The 16,223-nt window shown below is 38.0% G+C and carries 13 protein-coding genes and 1 pseudogene; all 14 read right to left on the bottom strand.

Annotation, left to right across the window (positions count from 1 at the left end):
- Positions 1 to 38: 38 nt before the first annotated feature.
- Positions 39 to 1,415, bottom strand: a complete 1,377-nt coding sequence (locus NST97_RS14505; protein ID WP_063386541.1) for an LLM class flavin-dependent oxidoreductase — start codon at positions 1,413 to 1,415, stop codon at positions 39 to 41.
- A 214-nt stretch (positions 1,416 to 1,629) separates the two neighbouring features.
- Positions 1,630 to 3,018: an LLM class flavin-dependent oxidoreductase gene (locus NST97_RS14500; RefSeq protein WP_063386540.1), complete on the bottom strand. Its 1,389-nt coding sequence runs from the start codon at positions 3,016 to 3,018 to the stop codon at positions 1,630 to 1,632.
- Positions 3,019 to 3,461: 443 nt separating this feature from the next.
- Positions 3,462 to 3,770, bottom strand: a pseudogene (locus NST97_RS14495) (NAD(P)H-dependent oxidoreductase); the annotation flags it as partial.
- 170 nt (positions 3,771 to 3,940) lie between these two features.
- Positions 3,941 to 5,191 carry an IS4 family transposase gene (locus NST97_RS14490; protein WP_339192832.1) on the bottom strand — a complete coding sequence of 417 codons (1,251 nt, stop codon included), beginning with the start codon at positions 5,189 to 5,191 and terminating at the stop codon, positions 3,941 to 3,943.
- A gap of 115 nt (positions 5,192 to 5,306) precedes the next feature.
- The gene (locus tag NST97_RS14485) at positions 5,307 to 5,558 is read right to left on the bottom strand and encodes an NAD(P)H-dependent oxidoreductase (RefSeq protein ID WP_341343386.1); all 252 of its coding nucleotides are present in this window, start codon (positions 5,556 to 5,558) and stop codon (positions 5,307 to 5,309) included.
- A 42-nt stretch (positions 5,559 to 5,600) separates the two neighbouring features.
- A complete protein-coding gene (locus tag NST97_RS14480) occupies positions 5,601 to 6,782 on the bottom strand; it encodes an acyl-CoA dehydrogenase family protein (RefSeq protein WP_117017026.1) in 1,182 nt (393 codons plus the stop codon).
- Between the two features lie 70 nt (positions 6,783 to 6,852).
- Complete coding sequence (locus tag NST97_RS14475; RefSeq protein ID WP_341343385.1) at positions 6,853 to 7,185, bottom strand: hypothetical protein; 333 nt, start codon at positions 7,183 to 7,185, stop codon at positions 6,853 to 6,855.
- Between the two features lie 268 nt (positions 7,186 to 7,453).
- Positions 7,454 to 8,530 (bottom strand): dimethylsulfone monooxygenase SfnG, encoded by a 1,077-nt coding sequence (sfnG, locus tag NST97_RS14470; RefSeq protein ID WP_341343384.1) that lies wholly within the window; start codon positions 8,528 to 8,530, stop codon positions 7,454 to 7,456.
- Between the two features lie 499 nt (positions 8,531 to 9,029).
- Positions 9,030 to 9,503 carry a PCYCGC motif-containing (lipo)protein gene (locus NST97_RS14465; protein ID WP_063386536.1) on the bottom strand — a complete coding sequence of 158 codons (474 nt, stop codon included), beginning with the start codon at positions 9,501 to 9,503 and terminating at the stop codon, positions 9,030 to 9,032.
- A gap of 473 nt (positions 9,504 to 9,976) precedes the next feature.
- Positions 9,977 to 11,332 (bottom strand): branched-chain amino acid transport system II carrier protein, encoded by a 1,356-nt coding sequence (gene brnQ / locus NST97_RS14460; protein ID WP_341343383.1) that lies wholly within the window; start codon positions 11,330 to 11,332, stop codon positions 9,977 to 9,979.
- A gap of 321 nt (positions 11,333 to 11,653) precedes the next feature.
- The gene (locus NST97_RS14455) at positions 11,654 to 12,130 is read right to left on the bottom strand and encodes a flavin reductase family protein (RefSeq protein ID WP_341343382.1); all 477 of its coding nucleotides are present in this window, start codon (positions 12,128 to 12,130) and stop codon (positions 11,654 to 11,656) included.
- A gap of 362 nt (positions 12,131 to 12,492) precedes the next feature.
- Positions 12,493 to 13,332, bottom strand: coding sequence for a zinc ribbon domain-containing protein (locus NST97_RS14450; RefSeq protein WP_341343381.1), 840 nt, complete (start codon positions 13,330 to 13,332; stop codon positions 12,493 to 12,495).
- A 103-nt stretch (positions 13,333 to 13,435) separates the two neighbouring features.
- Positions 13,436 to 14,749 carry a beta-N-acetylhexosaminidase gene (gene nagZ, locus NST97_RS14445; RefSeq protein ID WP_117017021.1) on the bottom strand — a complete coding sequence of 438 codons (1,314 nt, stop codon included), beginning with the start codon at positions 14,747 to 14,749 and terminating at the stop codon, positions 13,436 to 13,438.
- The gene (locus NST97_RS14440; protein ID WP_341343380.1) at positions 14,746 to 16,146 is read right to left on the bottom strand and encodes a zinc ribbon domain-containing protein; all 1,401 of its coding nucleotides are present in this window, start codon (positions 16,144 to 16,146) and stop codon (positions 14,746 to 14,748) included. Before NST97_RS14440 ends, nagZ begins: the two co-directional genes overlap by 4 nt.
- Between the last annotated feature and the right edge of the window lie 77 nt (positions 16,147 to 16,223).

Genomic DNA, 16,223 nt, shown 5'->3' with positions numbered 1-16,223 from the left:
AAAAAAAAGAGCCAAACAGCAATTACTAGCACCTCAGATCAATTTACAGGGCTTTTCGCTGCAAATGCACCTCGGTATTTTGCAGCAGGATGACGCTCATTGAGACGATCTGTCCCAAACAATTTGCGCCGCAATGTTCCTGGCTTTCCATATCCATTGCGCGCTAAACCGCGCTTTCGAAGCACAGGCATGACTTGATCAATAAATTCTTCATAGGAACCGGGAATCGTCGCATTGATGACATTGATGCCGTCAACACCTGCATCCCTCCAAAGCTCAAGCTGGTCTGCAATCATTTCAGGAGTGCCGACAATACGGTTTGTTTTGCTCCTGAGCCTAGCAAGATCTCTAACTGTAGGAGTCCTTCCCGGCGTGCTTTGCTTTAGCCATTCATATGTGCTTCTGATCCCTTCAGTTTTGATATCTTCCAATGGAGTATCTAAAGTAGCATTCCCTAAATCAATTCCCATCCCCCCAGCGGAATGAGCGATCATCATATCGAAATCAATCTTATTTTCAAGTTCATATTCTTTTTGCCGAGCTTCTTCCTCCGTCTTTCCGATCACAAAGTACAATCCCTGATAAAAGTGGATATCCTCACTCTTTCTGCCATTTTCAACCGCCAACCTTCGTGTTTCATCGATCAGCTTGCGGGCATTTTCAGGATCAGGTGCTCCAATGAAGATCGCTTCAGCATTGCGAGCCGAAAAATCTCTGCCAGTAGGGGACGAACCAGCTTGAAAAAGCAACGGTGTGCGCTGCGGTGATGGAGCCACTAAGTGCGGTCCTTCCACCTTGTAGCGCTTGCCGACATGATGAATTTTATGGACTTTCGCCGGATCCGCATGAATTCCGCTTTCACGGTCCTGCAAAAGCGCTCCTTCATCCCATGAACCTTCCCAAAGCTTATATAAAACATCAACATATTCATCCAGCCACTCATATCGTTCATCATGCGGAACTAAGCCGTCATAGCCAAAGTTGCGAAAGGCATTTGCTGAGTAGCTGGTAACCATGTTCCAGGCAATTCGTCCTTTGGTGATGTGATCTAATGTTGATACACGGCGTGCAAAGTTAAAGGGAGGTTCTTGAACCGGAGCCGCCGTAAAAGCTAAGCCCAAATGTTTTGTATTTACTGCAAGTGCTGAAAGCAGTACCATTGGGTCATTACTAGGTACTTGCAAGCCATTTTCAATATGGAAATCCCATCCTCCTCGAAAGTCATTGTACAGCCCGACGACGTCGGCGAAAAAGATGACGTCAAAACCTCCCTCATCCAGCCGTTTCGCTAAAGAAACCCAAAGATTTACGTCATTAAAGTTAAGCTGATGACCTTCTTGATCACGCCACATCCCGTGAAGAATGTGAGAAGGTGTATTCATAACAAAAGCAGAAAATGATAATGGCTTTGTCATATTCCCCATATCTCCATTTATCAAATTTGTTTAGCCAAAAAACGAATTCATTTCATAAACGACTTAAAGGACTTATGAATCCGCAGCAAAATTGGCAACAAGTCAAATAAAGATGATGCAAAAGTAATACTGACTAACGACTAACCTACATTTTCCTTTTTTTCAAGGCTGATCATACGAAGTTCAAAGCTTCTTTTGATACAAAAAAGTGAGGTTAATCCTGCAGTTGATAGCTTAAATTTCTATATTTAGCTCCAATATGGTCTTCCGGTAAACGGGACTGGCCTTTGCCAAACAATTTTTCCCGCAAAGTTCCTTCTTCATATTCTTTTTTCACGACTCCACGTTGTTGAAGCTCCGGAATGACAAGATCAACAAAATCTTTAAAAGTTCCCGGCGTTATTGCATAGGCGAGATTAAATCCATCGATATCCGTATCTTCAATCCATTCCTCAAACGTATCAGCTATTTGCTTTGGTGTTCCGACTACTACAGGACCCATTCCGCCTATTCCAGCAAAATTCGCCAGCTCGCGGACAGTCCATTTTTTATTTGGACTTGCTTTCGTTAATGATTCGAGCACTGATTTGATGGCGTTAGTATCAATGTATTCAATTTCTTGATCAGGATCATATTTTGAAAAATCAACACCTGACCAGCCGCCTAATAAAGAAAGGGCCCCTTCATAGCTGATATATTGCGATAATTCTTCATATTTCGCCCACGCTTCCTCCTCCGTCCGCCCAACAATCGGTGTGAACAAAGCGAATATTTTTATGCTTTGCGGATCCCTGCCAAATTCAGCAGCCTGGGCTCTTAAATTTTTAACATATGAAGCGATAGGCTCTTTTCCTGGCATCGAAACAAATGTGCACTCAGCATGTTTTGCTGCAAATTGACGCCCTCTCGCTGAAGCGCCTGCTTGATATAAAACAGGTGTTCTTTGCGGCGACGGCTCGCACAAATGAATGCCTGGCACATTAAAATATTTGCCGTGATGATTTATTTCATGAACTTTCGCTGGGTCTGTGAAAATTTTTCTATCTCTATCTTTTATAACAGCATCGTCTTCCCAGCTGCCTTCCCATAATTTATAGCAAACTTCCAAATATTCTTCCGCAATATTATATCGTTCTGAATGGAGGAACCGATCGCCAATATCGATGTTTTTCGTTCCGCTTTCCAAATAGGAAGTAACAATATTCCAGCCTACTCGGCCCTTTGTTAAATGGTCTAAAGTCGACATTCTGCGTGCAAATGTATATGGATGCTCAAATGTTGTAGAGCATGTGATCCCAAAGCCTAAATGCTCCGTTGCATGCGCCATTGCAGAAACAAGTAAAATAGGGTCATTGACTGGAACTTGGGTTGCTTCACGTACTGCTGTTGTTTTATCATTTCCATACACATCATAAATGCCGATTACATCTGCAATAAATAATCCATCGAACCGCCCTTTTTCCAGTAATTGCGCCAGCTCAACCCAATATTCAATATCTTTATATCGGTATGACTGATCTTCAGGATGCACCCATAATCCCGGAGATTGATGCGCCACACAATTCATATCAAAAGCGTTTAAATAAATTCGCTTTTTCTTCATATGATTTCCTCCCGACTAACCGTAAATTTGACATTGTCGTTTAGTTATCATTCCATGGACCGATAATGTCTGTGATTCTATATATCGAAACTGAAATGGAGTGGGATCATTTTTGAAAGGTACGTGTCTCTTTCTCAAATACTTGTTGTTACATCTTTTTCTTCATTTTATTTAAAGGTTTATAACGAAAAAAAACAGAGACTATCTTTGCAAGTACGAAACTTGCGATGATATGTCTCTGGTCGTCCAGTCAACATGATACATTTGATCATATGAAATTTTTGCTAAAGTAATATATTTCCCTATACAAAGGTAAGAATTTTTGGGTTGGAATCAACGGCAGCTTAAGCAATTTATTGGTGACAGTTCTGTCACCATTATGTTTCATCTCCGTAAGCAGGATGAAACATCCTTTCTGTTCGGTGCAAACAATATATAAATCACTATTTTAATTGTTCAACTTTTAACCGGCTTAATAGATCATTCAATGATGTTTGTAATCTCGATTCTATTTCCGCATCAATAAAAGTAACCTGATCTTCGTGATAGCCAATTTGAGAATCTACGAAATACACTCCTTTTAAAATCTCCTGGCTGCCTAACACAGAAGCAATCGGCTTAATAGCATATTCCAATGTTAAAAGATGAGCTGCTGTTCCGCCGGTAACCACTGGGAGAACAACTTTATCAACGAATCCTTTTTCAGGAATGAAATCTAACAGGGCTTTTAACACCCCTGGATAGCTTGCTTTATATACAGGACTTCAGTAGCGTTGCATAAAAAAATTTAATGTTTGTCAAGCTCAATAAAAATTCCAGTTATTTCATGTAACTGAATATTCAGACATACAATCTTTCTAAGCAAGCTTAAAAGGACAATGACGTCTTAATCGGCAGTCCATTTCCACAATTTGGTAATATATTACAGAAACATTGGATCATAAACTAAATCGTCTAGGTGTTCCACCTCCCCTTCTTCAAATTGGTACACGATGGTTTCAAAATCTTTTTCCCAATGGTATTTTTTCCGACCGTTGGACGTTCGAATTGGCTTTTTAAAAAGGGAGCGAACAAAACAGTCAAAACCTTTAAAAAGCAGATTCTGTAAAGTTCGCTTGATCTCTAATAAAGGACCATCGTGATTCACTTTTAATTGGAGCATGGCCTGTAAGCAATAGGTGATTAGGGCGATCCAAATTTGATTGTAAACGGCATTTTGACTTTTTCCATAAAATCTTTTTATCTTAAGGTGCTGTTTCATCCATTTAAAGAAGGTCTCTATCTTCCAGCGATATCGGTATAAATCTGCAATCTCTTCCGCAGAAAGATCAAAGCAATTGGTTATGATGATCACGGGATTCCCTTCGCTGTCGACCGTTTCGATCAATCGGAGAGGATGAGTCATTTTGGTATGATTACGGTCATTTCCTAAAATGACAATCTGATCCCTATAAATCAAACGTTCTGGATTGGGAATCCGTTCCGATAAAACTTCAATCTCTGCGTTCTTTTTAAGCCGGGTAATGAATCGCACCCCTTCTCGGCATAAGCGGTCGAACTGTTTGTAATCGACATACCCTCGATCAAACAAGTAAATCGCATTTGGATCGATTTCAATGAGTTCGTCCATCTGTGTGCGATCGGCATGTTTCGCGGGTAAGATAATCCCTTGATCCGGAACAGTGATATCCTTCGTTACAACAACCTTTAAATGGAGTCGAACACCAGCCTTTGTCTTACGAAAAGTTGCCCATGGATATTGGCTCAAACTCATGCTCATCGTGGTAGAATCAATGACCAGAAGACGACCAATGTTTCGGATGATCGGGGCATTTTTCATTTGCCCTTGGATCTTTAAGACCAGATATTTAAATACTTTTTCAAACAGTTGAGGGGATAATTGGCCTAATTTGCGAGAAAGTTGCGAAGTACTAATTGCATCAAATTCCAGATATGTCTGCAACTCTTCCTTGTCTTTCAAATGTTTGGCCAATTTTGTTAAGCTTTCCAATTCGTTTAACTGAGCGATGATACAAAGTTGTAAAAACTTATACGCCGTTAATTTTTTAATGTATTTGTCAACGTCAATCACATTAATTAGTTTTGAAAAAGTTATTGGATCGATCTCTTTAAATAGTTCATTTATTGTGGATTCTGTGGTATTCTTATCCATAATGGTTTCTCCTTATTCTTAGGATTTGGATAGGACTGCCAATCCTAATTATAAGGAGTTTTTTTTTATCCAAAAAGATGAAATTTAACATAAAATTGGGCTTGACAAATTAAAATTAACTTAATGCAATGCTACTGACAGGACTTACAATAATAACTGCCTGTGCTTGTTCAATCTGTGCTAAAACCTCTTGAATTTTTGGGCTGTTGAAGTTGGCAAATAAAAGATCTTCTGCCGGCAGGTCACGAACTGAAATGGTAGACGCATTCAGCCCTTCAGCCTTGATCCTTTTTTCTAAATAAGCTGAGATAGCTAAGCTTCTTGATGGTTTAGATGGACTTCCGGAAATAATCACGATATTTGACATAATGTCATCACCTTTCTTCAATTAAATTCGATCGTTTTTACATTAAGAATACGGTGTAATCTCAGGTAATTTACCGTTAAGAGCCCATTCTCCGATATCACGGATTTTATATTCAATGGGATCATGCAACGTGTGAGTCCTTACATTTCGCCAAAAGCGGTCAAACCGATATTTTCCTAAAGTTGCCCTTGCCCCCATTACTTCAAACATACGGCTGGTAACCTCTAAAGCTGCTTTTGCTGTTGCAACCTTTGCAGTCGCAATGATAATTCCACACTCTCCACGTTCCTGTTCTGTTAATGCCCTTTCTTTATCCCATGCTTCTTGCAGAGCATTTGAAGCGTCTTGGGCCAATGCAGCTGCAGCTTTTAACTGCACATATAAATCTCCATACTGGCGAATCGTATATGGATCGCTCGTCGCCTGATCTACTTTAGAGGTCAGCCAAGGACGAGTGATATTTTTCGTATAGTTTTTCGCTTCTTCAAATGCTCCCTCCGCAATTCCAAGAAGAACATGAACTAAAATGGTTTGAGCAGTATGCGTCCTTATAGTAGGGAAAAAGCTTTCAGGTTCTTGTTCATAGAAATTTAATATCTCTTCTTCCTTCAGCAGTACATCTTGAAAAACAACAGTGCCGCTGTCCGTTTGCCGTTGGCCGAAGCTATCCCAATCATCATTAATGATTATTCCTGTCCGATTAGTAGGAATAACGGCAATAACAGGGCGATCTTGATTTGGACTTTTAGCTGATATAAGCAGCCGGTCTGAATCTTTAGCACCCGAGCAAAAGCTTTTTTTCCCAATTAGCTTTAACTGATCCCCTTCTCGCTTTACGAGCAAGCTTTCATCAAGAGGATTATAGGTATTTCCCCAAAACAAATTATTTTCAGCCGTTTCCTTATAATACTTCTCTTTCTGCTGAGGGGAACCGAATAGATGTACGGATGTCAAGCATAAGAAATGATAGCCGAATAAGTGAGCCAATGACCCGTCTACTTTTGCCAGCTCACGTGTAATTTGCAGCACAGCTTTCCAATCCTTCCCCAGTCCGCCTAAAGACTTCGGGATGATAAGTGAAAGTAATCCGCTTTTTCTAAGCAGATCACGTTCTGCTTTTGCTGTTCCTCCTCGTTCATCCCTTTCAATTGCAGTTTTAGCAAACTCCTTTGCTAACTGCAAAGCTGTGTCAAGGTAATGACCTGTTCCTTCTGCAACACTCATTCATTAGTTACCCCTTTGTCTTCTTTATCTAAATAATGTTTGTGATTAATAGTTTACTGACATAATCGTTCTATTGTTCCATTATTTCATTCATAAATTGATGAAGCTTCTTTGAAAGACCTCCGTTTCCAAAACGGATATATTTGCGTTTTTTAAAATCTGCATCTTCTCTTTTGACAAATTCCAGAAAAGCTAAAATATAAATTCGACGATGAATAATAGAAACGACTCCATTTATATAAAACCAATTGTCAATCGTATTGAAAACACCTTTATTTATCCGATAATTCTTTTGGCACCAAAGGAAAAATTGTAAATCCGGCAAATTCAAATATTCATTTTCTCGCAAAGATTTTTGTTTTTCCGTTTTATAATCCAATATGTTCACATAACTATTTGCCACCGCTAATCCACCTTTCCATGTTTGTAAAAAAGGAAAGAGACTCTCATTTCAAGAAACATGATCTTGAATTGAGAGCCTCTAGTTGTCCAGTCAGCATTCATCAAACTATTTTGTTTATTACTAAATTAATACATATTATTCCTATATGTCAAGTATTATTTAAAGAAAGAGACTCCTCATTTCTTGATGTTGAATGCTCAACATCATTCATATTCATTTGTTAGTTGTTCCGAAAGCTTACTCATTTCGAGTCTTATGCTTCTTTATATTAGTTGGCTAGGATTCCCTCCAATTTTGCTTCTTTTTCTCTTACGAGCGGAATGACTTTTTCACCAAAGGCTTTTAAGTCTTCATCGTAATGTAAAAATCCTGTCAAAACAATATCGACTCCTATTTTTTTCAGCTCAATGATGCGATCCGCCACTTGTTCTGCCGTCCCAATCAAACCTGTTTTGAAACCGTCATTATATTGCACAAGATCTTCGAAGGTGGATTCTGCCCACATTCCTTCACCTTCAGGAGAGGCTTTCCCTGCGAATTTCACTTGACTTTCAAAGCCTTCCACAGCTTCTTTATCTGCATGTAAAACAATATCTTTTAAAACTTGTTTTGCTTCTTCTTCTGTATCACGAACAATCACGAAGCCATTAACACCGAATTGGATGTTTCTTCCGTTCGATTTAGCCAATGATTTCACATGATCAATTTGCTTTTTCAGATTTTCCAGCGAGTTTCCATTCATGAAATAAACATCTGAAACTCGTCCAGCCATTTCTCTTGCTGCTTTCGAGTTTCCGCCTTGGAAAATTTTTGGGATATTAATAGGTTTAGGCTTTAATGGCGCTTCATTTATACGATAAAAATCTCCTTTAAAAGTAGTGGTTTCCTTTGTCCACAAATCTCGTAGAACCTGTATAAATTCTTCAGACCGTCGATAACGTTCATCATGGTCTAACCACGGTTCCCCATAACCGATAAATTCATTTTTAAACCATCCGCTGACAATATTAATTGAAGCACGACCATTACTGATATGATCAATCGTTGAAATAATTTTTGCTATGACACCTGGATGCCAAAGACCGGGCAGCACAGCTGTAATAATGTTTAATTTTTTGGTACTAGCGGCAAGTGCAGAAGCAAGCGCAGCGGCTTCTAATTGTTTTTCAGCTCCGTAGCTGGCGAAAAATCTTGTTTGCAGCAGGACGTAATCAAAACCATTTTCTTCAGCTATTTGTGCATAACGTTTGTTATCCTCAAATGACCAGCCTGTTTTCTGTGGCAGATTAGAGATCACAAGCCCTCCACTAACGTTTGGCGCCCAATAAGCAAATTGTAAACCCATTGATTTTCCCTCCTTAAATTTTAATAAAAAAGGCTCATATCAGATCCCTAATATTAGGAACTGATATGAGCCTCTGGCGGTCCAGTGGGCAACCGGATAAAAGTAAAAGATTTAAGTATGATATTAATTCCATTATTCCTATTTGTCAAGTATGTTTTTAAAAATTTCGACTTTTCTTGCTAGTTTTATTAGATCAGTCCTTAGAATTAGACATGAGGGAAAGGCAGAATGGAAAATGGGTCATGGAGCGAAAGGGAATATGATTATAAATAATTCTTTGTTGGAAAGCGTGGAGGATCGGTCAAAAAAAAGCCGAAGGAGCTTTCTCCGACAATTTTATTATGTAAAAATAACAAAAAACAGTATTGATGGATATTCAAGATTAAATGTCTAATCACAAGCCTTTTTCCATCATGATCAAGTCCTGAGGACAAAAACAGTTTCGACAAAGCATAAAACATAGAAAAGATGAAACCAATAATTGGTCTCATCCTTTTCTTTATAACGGCATTGGTGTGTCTGTCGGGTTCGCATAGCCTTCTTTGTATTTTTCATCTATATATTGGCGAATTTCTTTTACCGTTTTTCCATCTTGCTTCATTTTGATTGCTTCTGCTGCAATTTCTAAGCAGACGTTGCAGCGTGTTCCATGGTCATCCCATACAACAGAACCATTTTGATTTACTTGCTTAACAAAACAATTTAGACTGCTCCGATGTCCGGCATGGTCGCCGCAGCCACAATAACAAGGAATCCATTGCAGCAGCTCCATTGATTTTCCGGCTGCTTGATAGATGATTTGAATGTTTTCGCTATATTCATTTAAAAAGGTCGGCAGTTCATCCCTTGAAGCAGTTGTTTCCCACAAGTCGCCATTCGGCGCGTGCTCCATGGTTGATTGTTCTTTATTTGAACTGCAAGCAGAAATGATTATTGTAATAAATAGTAATACCAATAATTGTTTGGCTTTCACAACGTCACACTTCCTTTTATAAAGTGTAATGAAATCCTTCTTTTCTGTTCATCAACGAAAATTCACAAATTGCATTCAGCTGCCGAACATAGAACCATCTGGCGGCCGATGTTACCCTTACAATATATATTCCTATTTCCCTTCCTTAAAGTTTTTCTCTCAATTAATAAAGTCTAATGAACGGCATACATCTTCAAAGCTTCTGATATCATTCCATTATATTGTAAAGGGGGTACTTCTAGCAGCTGCTAAATATCCTTTATTTTTAAATCCGAACTTGCGAAGGGTGGATAGACTTTAACCTCTACAAGAAAAATACCATAATCACTAAATAATAAAAAGAATCTTCCTTTAGTTTTAAAAAATTGTCAATGGTCAAGTTTGATCAAAAAAAGGAACCTTCCTTAAGAAAGTTCCTTTTTTATAGCTTACAAAAATTCAAACTATTCTTTCTATTATTATAATAGAACATTTTACGCTCTAACAGTTGATTTGGCCTGAACCCTTCCGACAATACCTGTAATAATAATGACAATGATCGCTGGAATAAACCAGCCGAGTCCTTGTTTATAAAATGGTAATATCTGTTCATAAAACGAAACAATTGGTACCATCCATCCGAAATAATCAATTCCAAGTGAATCACATAATGATTTCAAACCGTCAAAAATACTGATTAAAAATGTAACTCCAGTCGCTGAAACATATACAATGCGTGCGTGATGGAAAAGCGGCGACAAGAACGTTAACAAAATCAAAACAATCGCTAGAGGATAGATGAACATTAAGACAGGGATAGAAAATGAAATAATGTTTGTTAATCCAAAGTTTGCTATTACAAAAGTAAGTAAGCTAAAGAAGACAACCCACGTTTTATAGCCGATTTTCGGAATCAATTTATGAAAATATTCAGCATTCGCCGTTATTAAACCAATGGCAGTCGTTAAACATGCAAGGATGATAATAATAGCCAGCATAATTAAACCGAATGTGCCAAAATAATGTGAAGCCGCATTGCTGAGAACTGGTCCGCCTGTTTTAAAAATTCCGAAAGCTTCTATACTTGTTGCTCCTAAATAAGCAATTCCAATATAAATCAGTGCAAGCAGTGAAATGGCAACAGTTCCTGATTTTGCTGTAGCTTTCAGAATGTCTTTTTTTGATGTTACACCTAATTTGCGTATGGCATTGATCACAATAATGCCAAATACAAGTGATGCAAGGGCGTCCATTGTACTATAGCCATCTATAAAACCTTGGGAAAACGCATGAATTTTATACACGCCTTGCGCTGAACCAATATCCCCAATAGGATTCACAACTACCATAAATAAAAGTATGGCAAGAAGAATCACAATTCCAGGTGCTAAAAGTTTTCCAACATTATCGACAATCTTAGACGGGTATAAAGAAAACCAAAAAGTCACAGCAAAAAATAGCAGCGTATAAATAAACAATCCAACTTGATGAAATTCCTCAGCAACAAACGGCGTAATACCGACTTCATACGCAACAGTTCCAGTCCGCGGTGCTGCAAAAAAAGGACCAATTGTTAAATAGAGCAATGATGTAAGAAAGACGGCATAAGTCGGATGAACTCTACTAGAAAGCTCTTGCAAATCACTGCTTCCGGAAAAACTCATCGCTATAATCCCGAGAAACGGCAATCCAACTCCAGTAATGATAAATCCAGTCACAGCAAACCAAAGATTTTCCCCGGCATTTTGTCCAAGCTGAGCCGGAAATATTAGATTCCCTGCCCCAAAAAATAGAGCAAACAACATAACTCCAATGACAGCAAGCGAAGAAAATGATAGCTTTTGATCCATAATTTTCCGATCCCACCATGATGTAATTTTTTTAAATCGATTTATGAAAACAATTCACACGATTCATACAATAAATTATATTATACTATTTTTTTACAAAAATTTCAACGAATTCATACTTATATTATGAACATTCATTTGGATAAATATGCTAGAAGCAGACGGAAATGAACGCCTGCTTCAAATAATCGTAAGTCATCATCGCTTATTCTTTAAAATCTTGCTTCAACCTTTTGCCGAACAAAACTATTTTCTTATTTTTTGTCTCAAATAATAAAATTTGCAGGTCTTTTTAACCGGAACATTTTTCTTATAAAAAGTTTAGCCTCCATAATAAAAACCGGTTTCTTTCAATGTTAGCGGATCGCCTTCCCGATGCACGCCGGCATTGATCACTTCACCGACGTAAATATAGTGGTCACCTTTTTCTATTTTTTCCACCACTTTACACTCAAAAAAGCTCAACGCATCTTTAAAAATCGGGCATCCTGTTTCTTCCGTATAAAATTCGTATCCAGCCAGCTTGTTTCCTTCCGGTTCAATGGATCGGAAAAAAGCAGTAACCATTTCCTTCTGCCCCGTCTCCAAAATATTGACGCTAAATACCCCGCTTTTGGCAATTTGTTGTTGTGAACGTGTACCCGCTTTTGCGGCAACTGCAACTAAAGGCGGTTCAAAAGAGGTTTGAGTCAACCAATTTCCAGCAAATCCATTGGCACCGTTTTCATCTTTCGTTCCGACAATGTACAAGCCATATGTAATTCCACGTAAAGCCGTTTTTTTCGCCTTTGCATCCATGTTGAGCATCACCTTCCTTTGAAAACAATTTTTTGGATTGTTTTGGTATTCCCTTTAGCTTCATTTTAGGCAAACGATTAAAATATGTCCAGTTTTTGCTTGTCGTTTGCCTAGAATATCGGCCAATTGTTCCATACTGCTTCCAATTCTCTCATAATGACCTCAACTTAAAACGTCATATCATACAATAGAATGAAAATCAGCCTATTAACATATGAAACGCTGGTATGCGGCGGGCATACCAGCGCAGAAGGTGATCTGATGCTTTTAAGGCTTAACGGTACTCATTGTGTAAGTCTATATTGTATGAAAATTAAAGCAGCTAATACTTAGATTCGTTCAAAATGTTTAATGTCACTCCATCACCAAAAATATCTCCATTGATCAACAATTCTTCCCATTGCCGAATCAGCCAATATACCGATAAAAACCGCAAACAGGAGGGAAAATATAGCAACATAGATAAAAAATGAGTATAAAGGATCTATTCCTTTTGAATATTTCGTTAGCAGTACACTTATCAAATAATATGGAATTAAAACGATCGCAAGCAAAAGTGAAATGATCAGCACAATGTTTCCATAAATATGGGATTTTAACAAAACTAGTAATAACGCGATAAGCGAAACAGTGATCGCGGTGGTAAGATGTGCTCCATATATAGCTGTTACCTCTTGAAAAGATGCACTTGATCCAAACAATTTATTAACAATGAACATACACAATAACACGAGCGTAACAATAAGAAAAACAAATATAAAAACATGAAAAAATACCGAAATATACGAAGGTCCATCATAAAACTCATTTATCAGTCCTTGAGTACCATGAATTGCCGATTTAAATAGATTGCGGACAAAAACGCTAACCGTTAGTGTGACAATGAACACAAATAAAATAATGCTGATAAAGCCATTCACCCATTCATTTTTTTCTTTGCCAAAAATGGATGACGGATGTTTCAAAAAATGAACAAAATAACTTCCATACACTTTCGACTGCTTTTTAACCTTTTCTACATGTTCATTCATTTGTGTGGAAGCTGCTTGGCCATAAGACGGTTGGGGATTTCTGTTAATTGAAACCTGATCCCCGCCGCCTCCCGCTGTTTCTTGTAGATTTGGATCATTATTCAATTTTGCCCCGCATTTCCCACAAAAATTTCCTTTTTCTTGTTCATTTCCACATTGATGACAAATCATTTTCCTCTATTGTTCCTCCTCTATTGATTGGTATAACATGGGCAGCCGCCTACAATCGGCTTGCCCAAACATTGAATGAAGGTCTTCTACGAATTTAATTGAATCACTGTTCCTTTGTATTCATCCAATTTTCGATCAGTGTTTTATGCTCCTTGCTTCCAACTGTTTCTTTCGCATATTGCGGATCAACGATTGGATTTTGAATAGTGGATAATTTATGCATTAGCACTCTTGTCACCGCTTCGTTGATGCGCTTTTCTTGAATTTTTCCGTCTTTCACTGCTTTCACTAAGCCATTATAAACCTCCACTTGATGCTCATATTCATGGCAAACGAGCAGCAAATCCGCTCCGGCATTAATCGCTTCGATTGCCATATCTTCATATGAATAATATTTATTTACTGCGCCCATTTCAAGATCATCCGTGACAACAATTCCTTTATACCCCAGCTTTTCCCGAAGCAGCTTTTGAATCATAACAGAAGATAAACTTGCTGGTTTGCTAGGATCATAACTTGGATATTTAATGTGAGTCATCATAATGAAAAATTGATTGTGATCTGTATTTTCAATGAGCTTTTTAAATGGATAAATATCGGAATTCTCCAAATCCAATTTGTCCGCTTTTACAGAAGAAGTGTCAATATGCGGATCAACGCTGCTTCTTCCGTTGCCGGGAAAATGCTTGAGCGTTGCTGTAATCTTCGCTTCATGCAATCCTTGAACCACTTTTGCACCATACGTATAGACCGCTTCCGGATTTGTACCAAAAGATCGGCTGTCAGTCTCTGACAAATCCAAAACGGGTGCAAAATTTAGATGAAATCCCATGGCAGCCAATTCCCTTCCGTTCAGAAGAGCAATATCGTACACCGCTTTTTCATTTGCAGCTTGCCCTAGCTTCTGTTGGGATGGGATGGGAGACACTTTTTCTCTCATCCGCAAAATGTCTCCCCCTTCTTGGTCCACTCCGATCATAAGCGGCACTCCAAACCGCTTTTTCAGCGCGAGCCTTTGCAAAGAATTATTTAATTGCGCAACTTGTTCCGGAGTCTCCATGTTGCGGTCAAACAAAATGACAGAACCGATATGTTTGTTTACGATTAAATCGGTTATTTCCTCGTCTTTTTCCGTGCTTTTAAAGCCCACCATCAAAAGCTGGCCGACCTTCTCGCCCAAAGACATATCATCCACTATTCTAGCTGCTTTTTCTTCGACCGTTTCTTCTTTCTTATCGTTTTTTTCTTCTTGCAAAGCTGCAACATTACCCGCTTCTTTTACTTCCGGTTCTTCATGCTGGTCTTGAATCTTTGTTTTTTGATTTTCCTGAAAGAGCGGCAATTTCGGGATTGATATAATGGCAAAAATACTCAAAATAAATATGGCGAAAATGAGAAGCAAAGATTTCCATTTCATTCCGTTCTAGTATTTAGCTTTTTAATTTCAGGCGTTGCTAATTTCCAGCCGTCTGATTCCTTCACTAAATACCATTTCCCTCCCCATTCTTGTACTAATGTGGAGCCGTCGTCCTGTTTGTCATAAGAAGTTAATTGAAAACTCACTGTCGCTTGATCATTTTCTATACTTTCCACACTTACATTCGTAACTTCATTTTTAAAATTGTTTTTTAGCCCTTTAGACCATTTTTCATAGCTAATTTTACTGCGACGGCTTGAGGAAAACATTGCATATGCAGTTTCGTAGTCACCGCTTGAGATACTAGTATAATGGCTCATAATCACATTTTCGATCTCCGATTGTTCATCATGATAGTCTTTTAATGAATCTCCAACATCTTCGAAATCTTCCATTGGAATTTCTTGTTCAAATAATAGATCAATCGTTTCCCCGGCTTCTTTAATTGTCTTTTTATTGCTTTTCAACGTACCATCAGCAGTTTTTATTTCGGCATGAAGCGTCATCGAACCGTCTGTTGCAACTGGTCCAAACTCTTCTACATCCGAAATTTTTAAACCTGTGCTCTTTCCATTGACGAATAAAGTGGCATCTTCAATATTTGAATATAAATATACATAATCTCCAGTTAAATCAAAATTTATGTACACTTTATTATCTTCTGCATCACTTGGTGAAACTTCTTCCACTTGCTTTACGTCTGCGTATTCTCCTTTGTATACTGCTTGCACTTTATGATTGATTGGCAAAAACGGCCCGTAAGTCCGTTCTTCGTCTTTTTTTATAGGTTCATATTTTTTCCCATCTATGTAAATATGGCTATCATGATTTGCCGTTACGACAATATATAAATTTTTAGGTATGAGTGCATAATAGTCAAAAAATAACCATTTTTTCCCTAATTTATTGATCGAAATATCTGCATCAGTATGCTCAGGAAATGCCCCTTTTTCATAAATAACGGCTTCTTCATGCAAGCTATTTTTCAGTTCAGAAAATTCCGATGGGTTCATTTGATAATAGTCAATTAATTGTTTGGCCACTTTTTCATCTATTTTTATATCCGATTGCTTCGAGTTTAGTAAATGAGCCACTTTTTTTGCATCATGATTGTTGACAGCTAGAATAAAATTTTCCGCCAGTTTTGTCGGTTTATAGACCGATTTTACAATAAAAAATGAACTTGCAATTACTAAAATTAATAGAACTCCAATACTTGCAAAAATCTTAGATTTTTTCGTTGCCAGCACCGGTCTTCTTGATCTTGATCCCTCCCCTGCCGTCATTACATTTTGTGATTGTACGGCGTTTTGTGATTCTACGACTTTCGCGCCGCAATTCGTACAAAATGTTTGATTTTCTTCTAATTGGTGTCCGCATTGTTGACAATAGTTCAATCATATCACCTGCTTTCTTCATAGATTTCAAGGAGATTATATCATTTCATAAGGCTTTTGATAGATTTTCTGAATAA

This window comes from Aeribacillus sp. FSL K6-1305 (genome assembly GCF_038050115.1).
In the GTDB taxonomy this organism is placed as follows: domain Bacteria; phylum Bacillota; class Bacilli; order Bacillales; family Aeribacillaceae; genus Aeribacillus; species Aeribacillus composti.
This window is presented reverse-complemented; position numbering and strand designations above follow the sequence as displayed.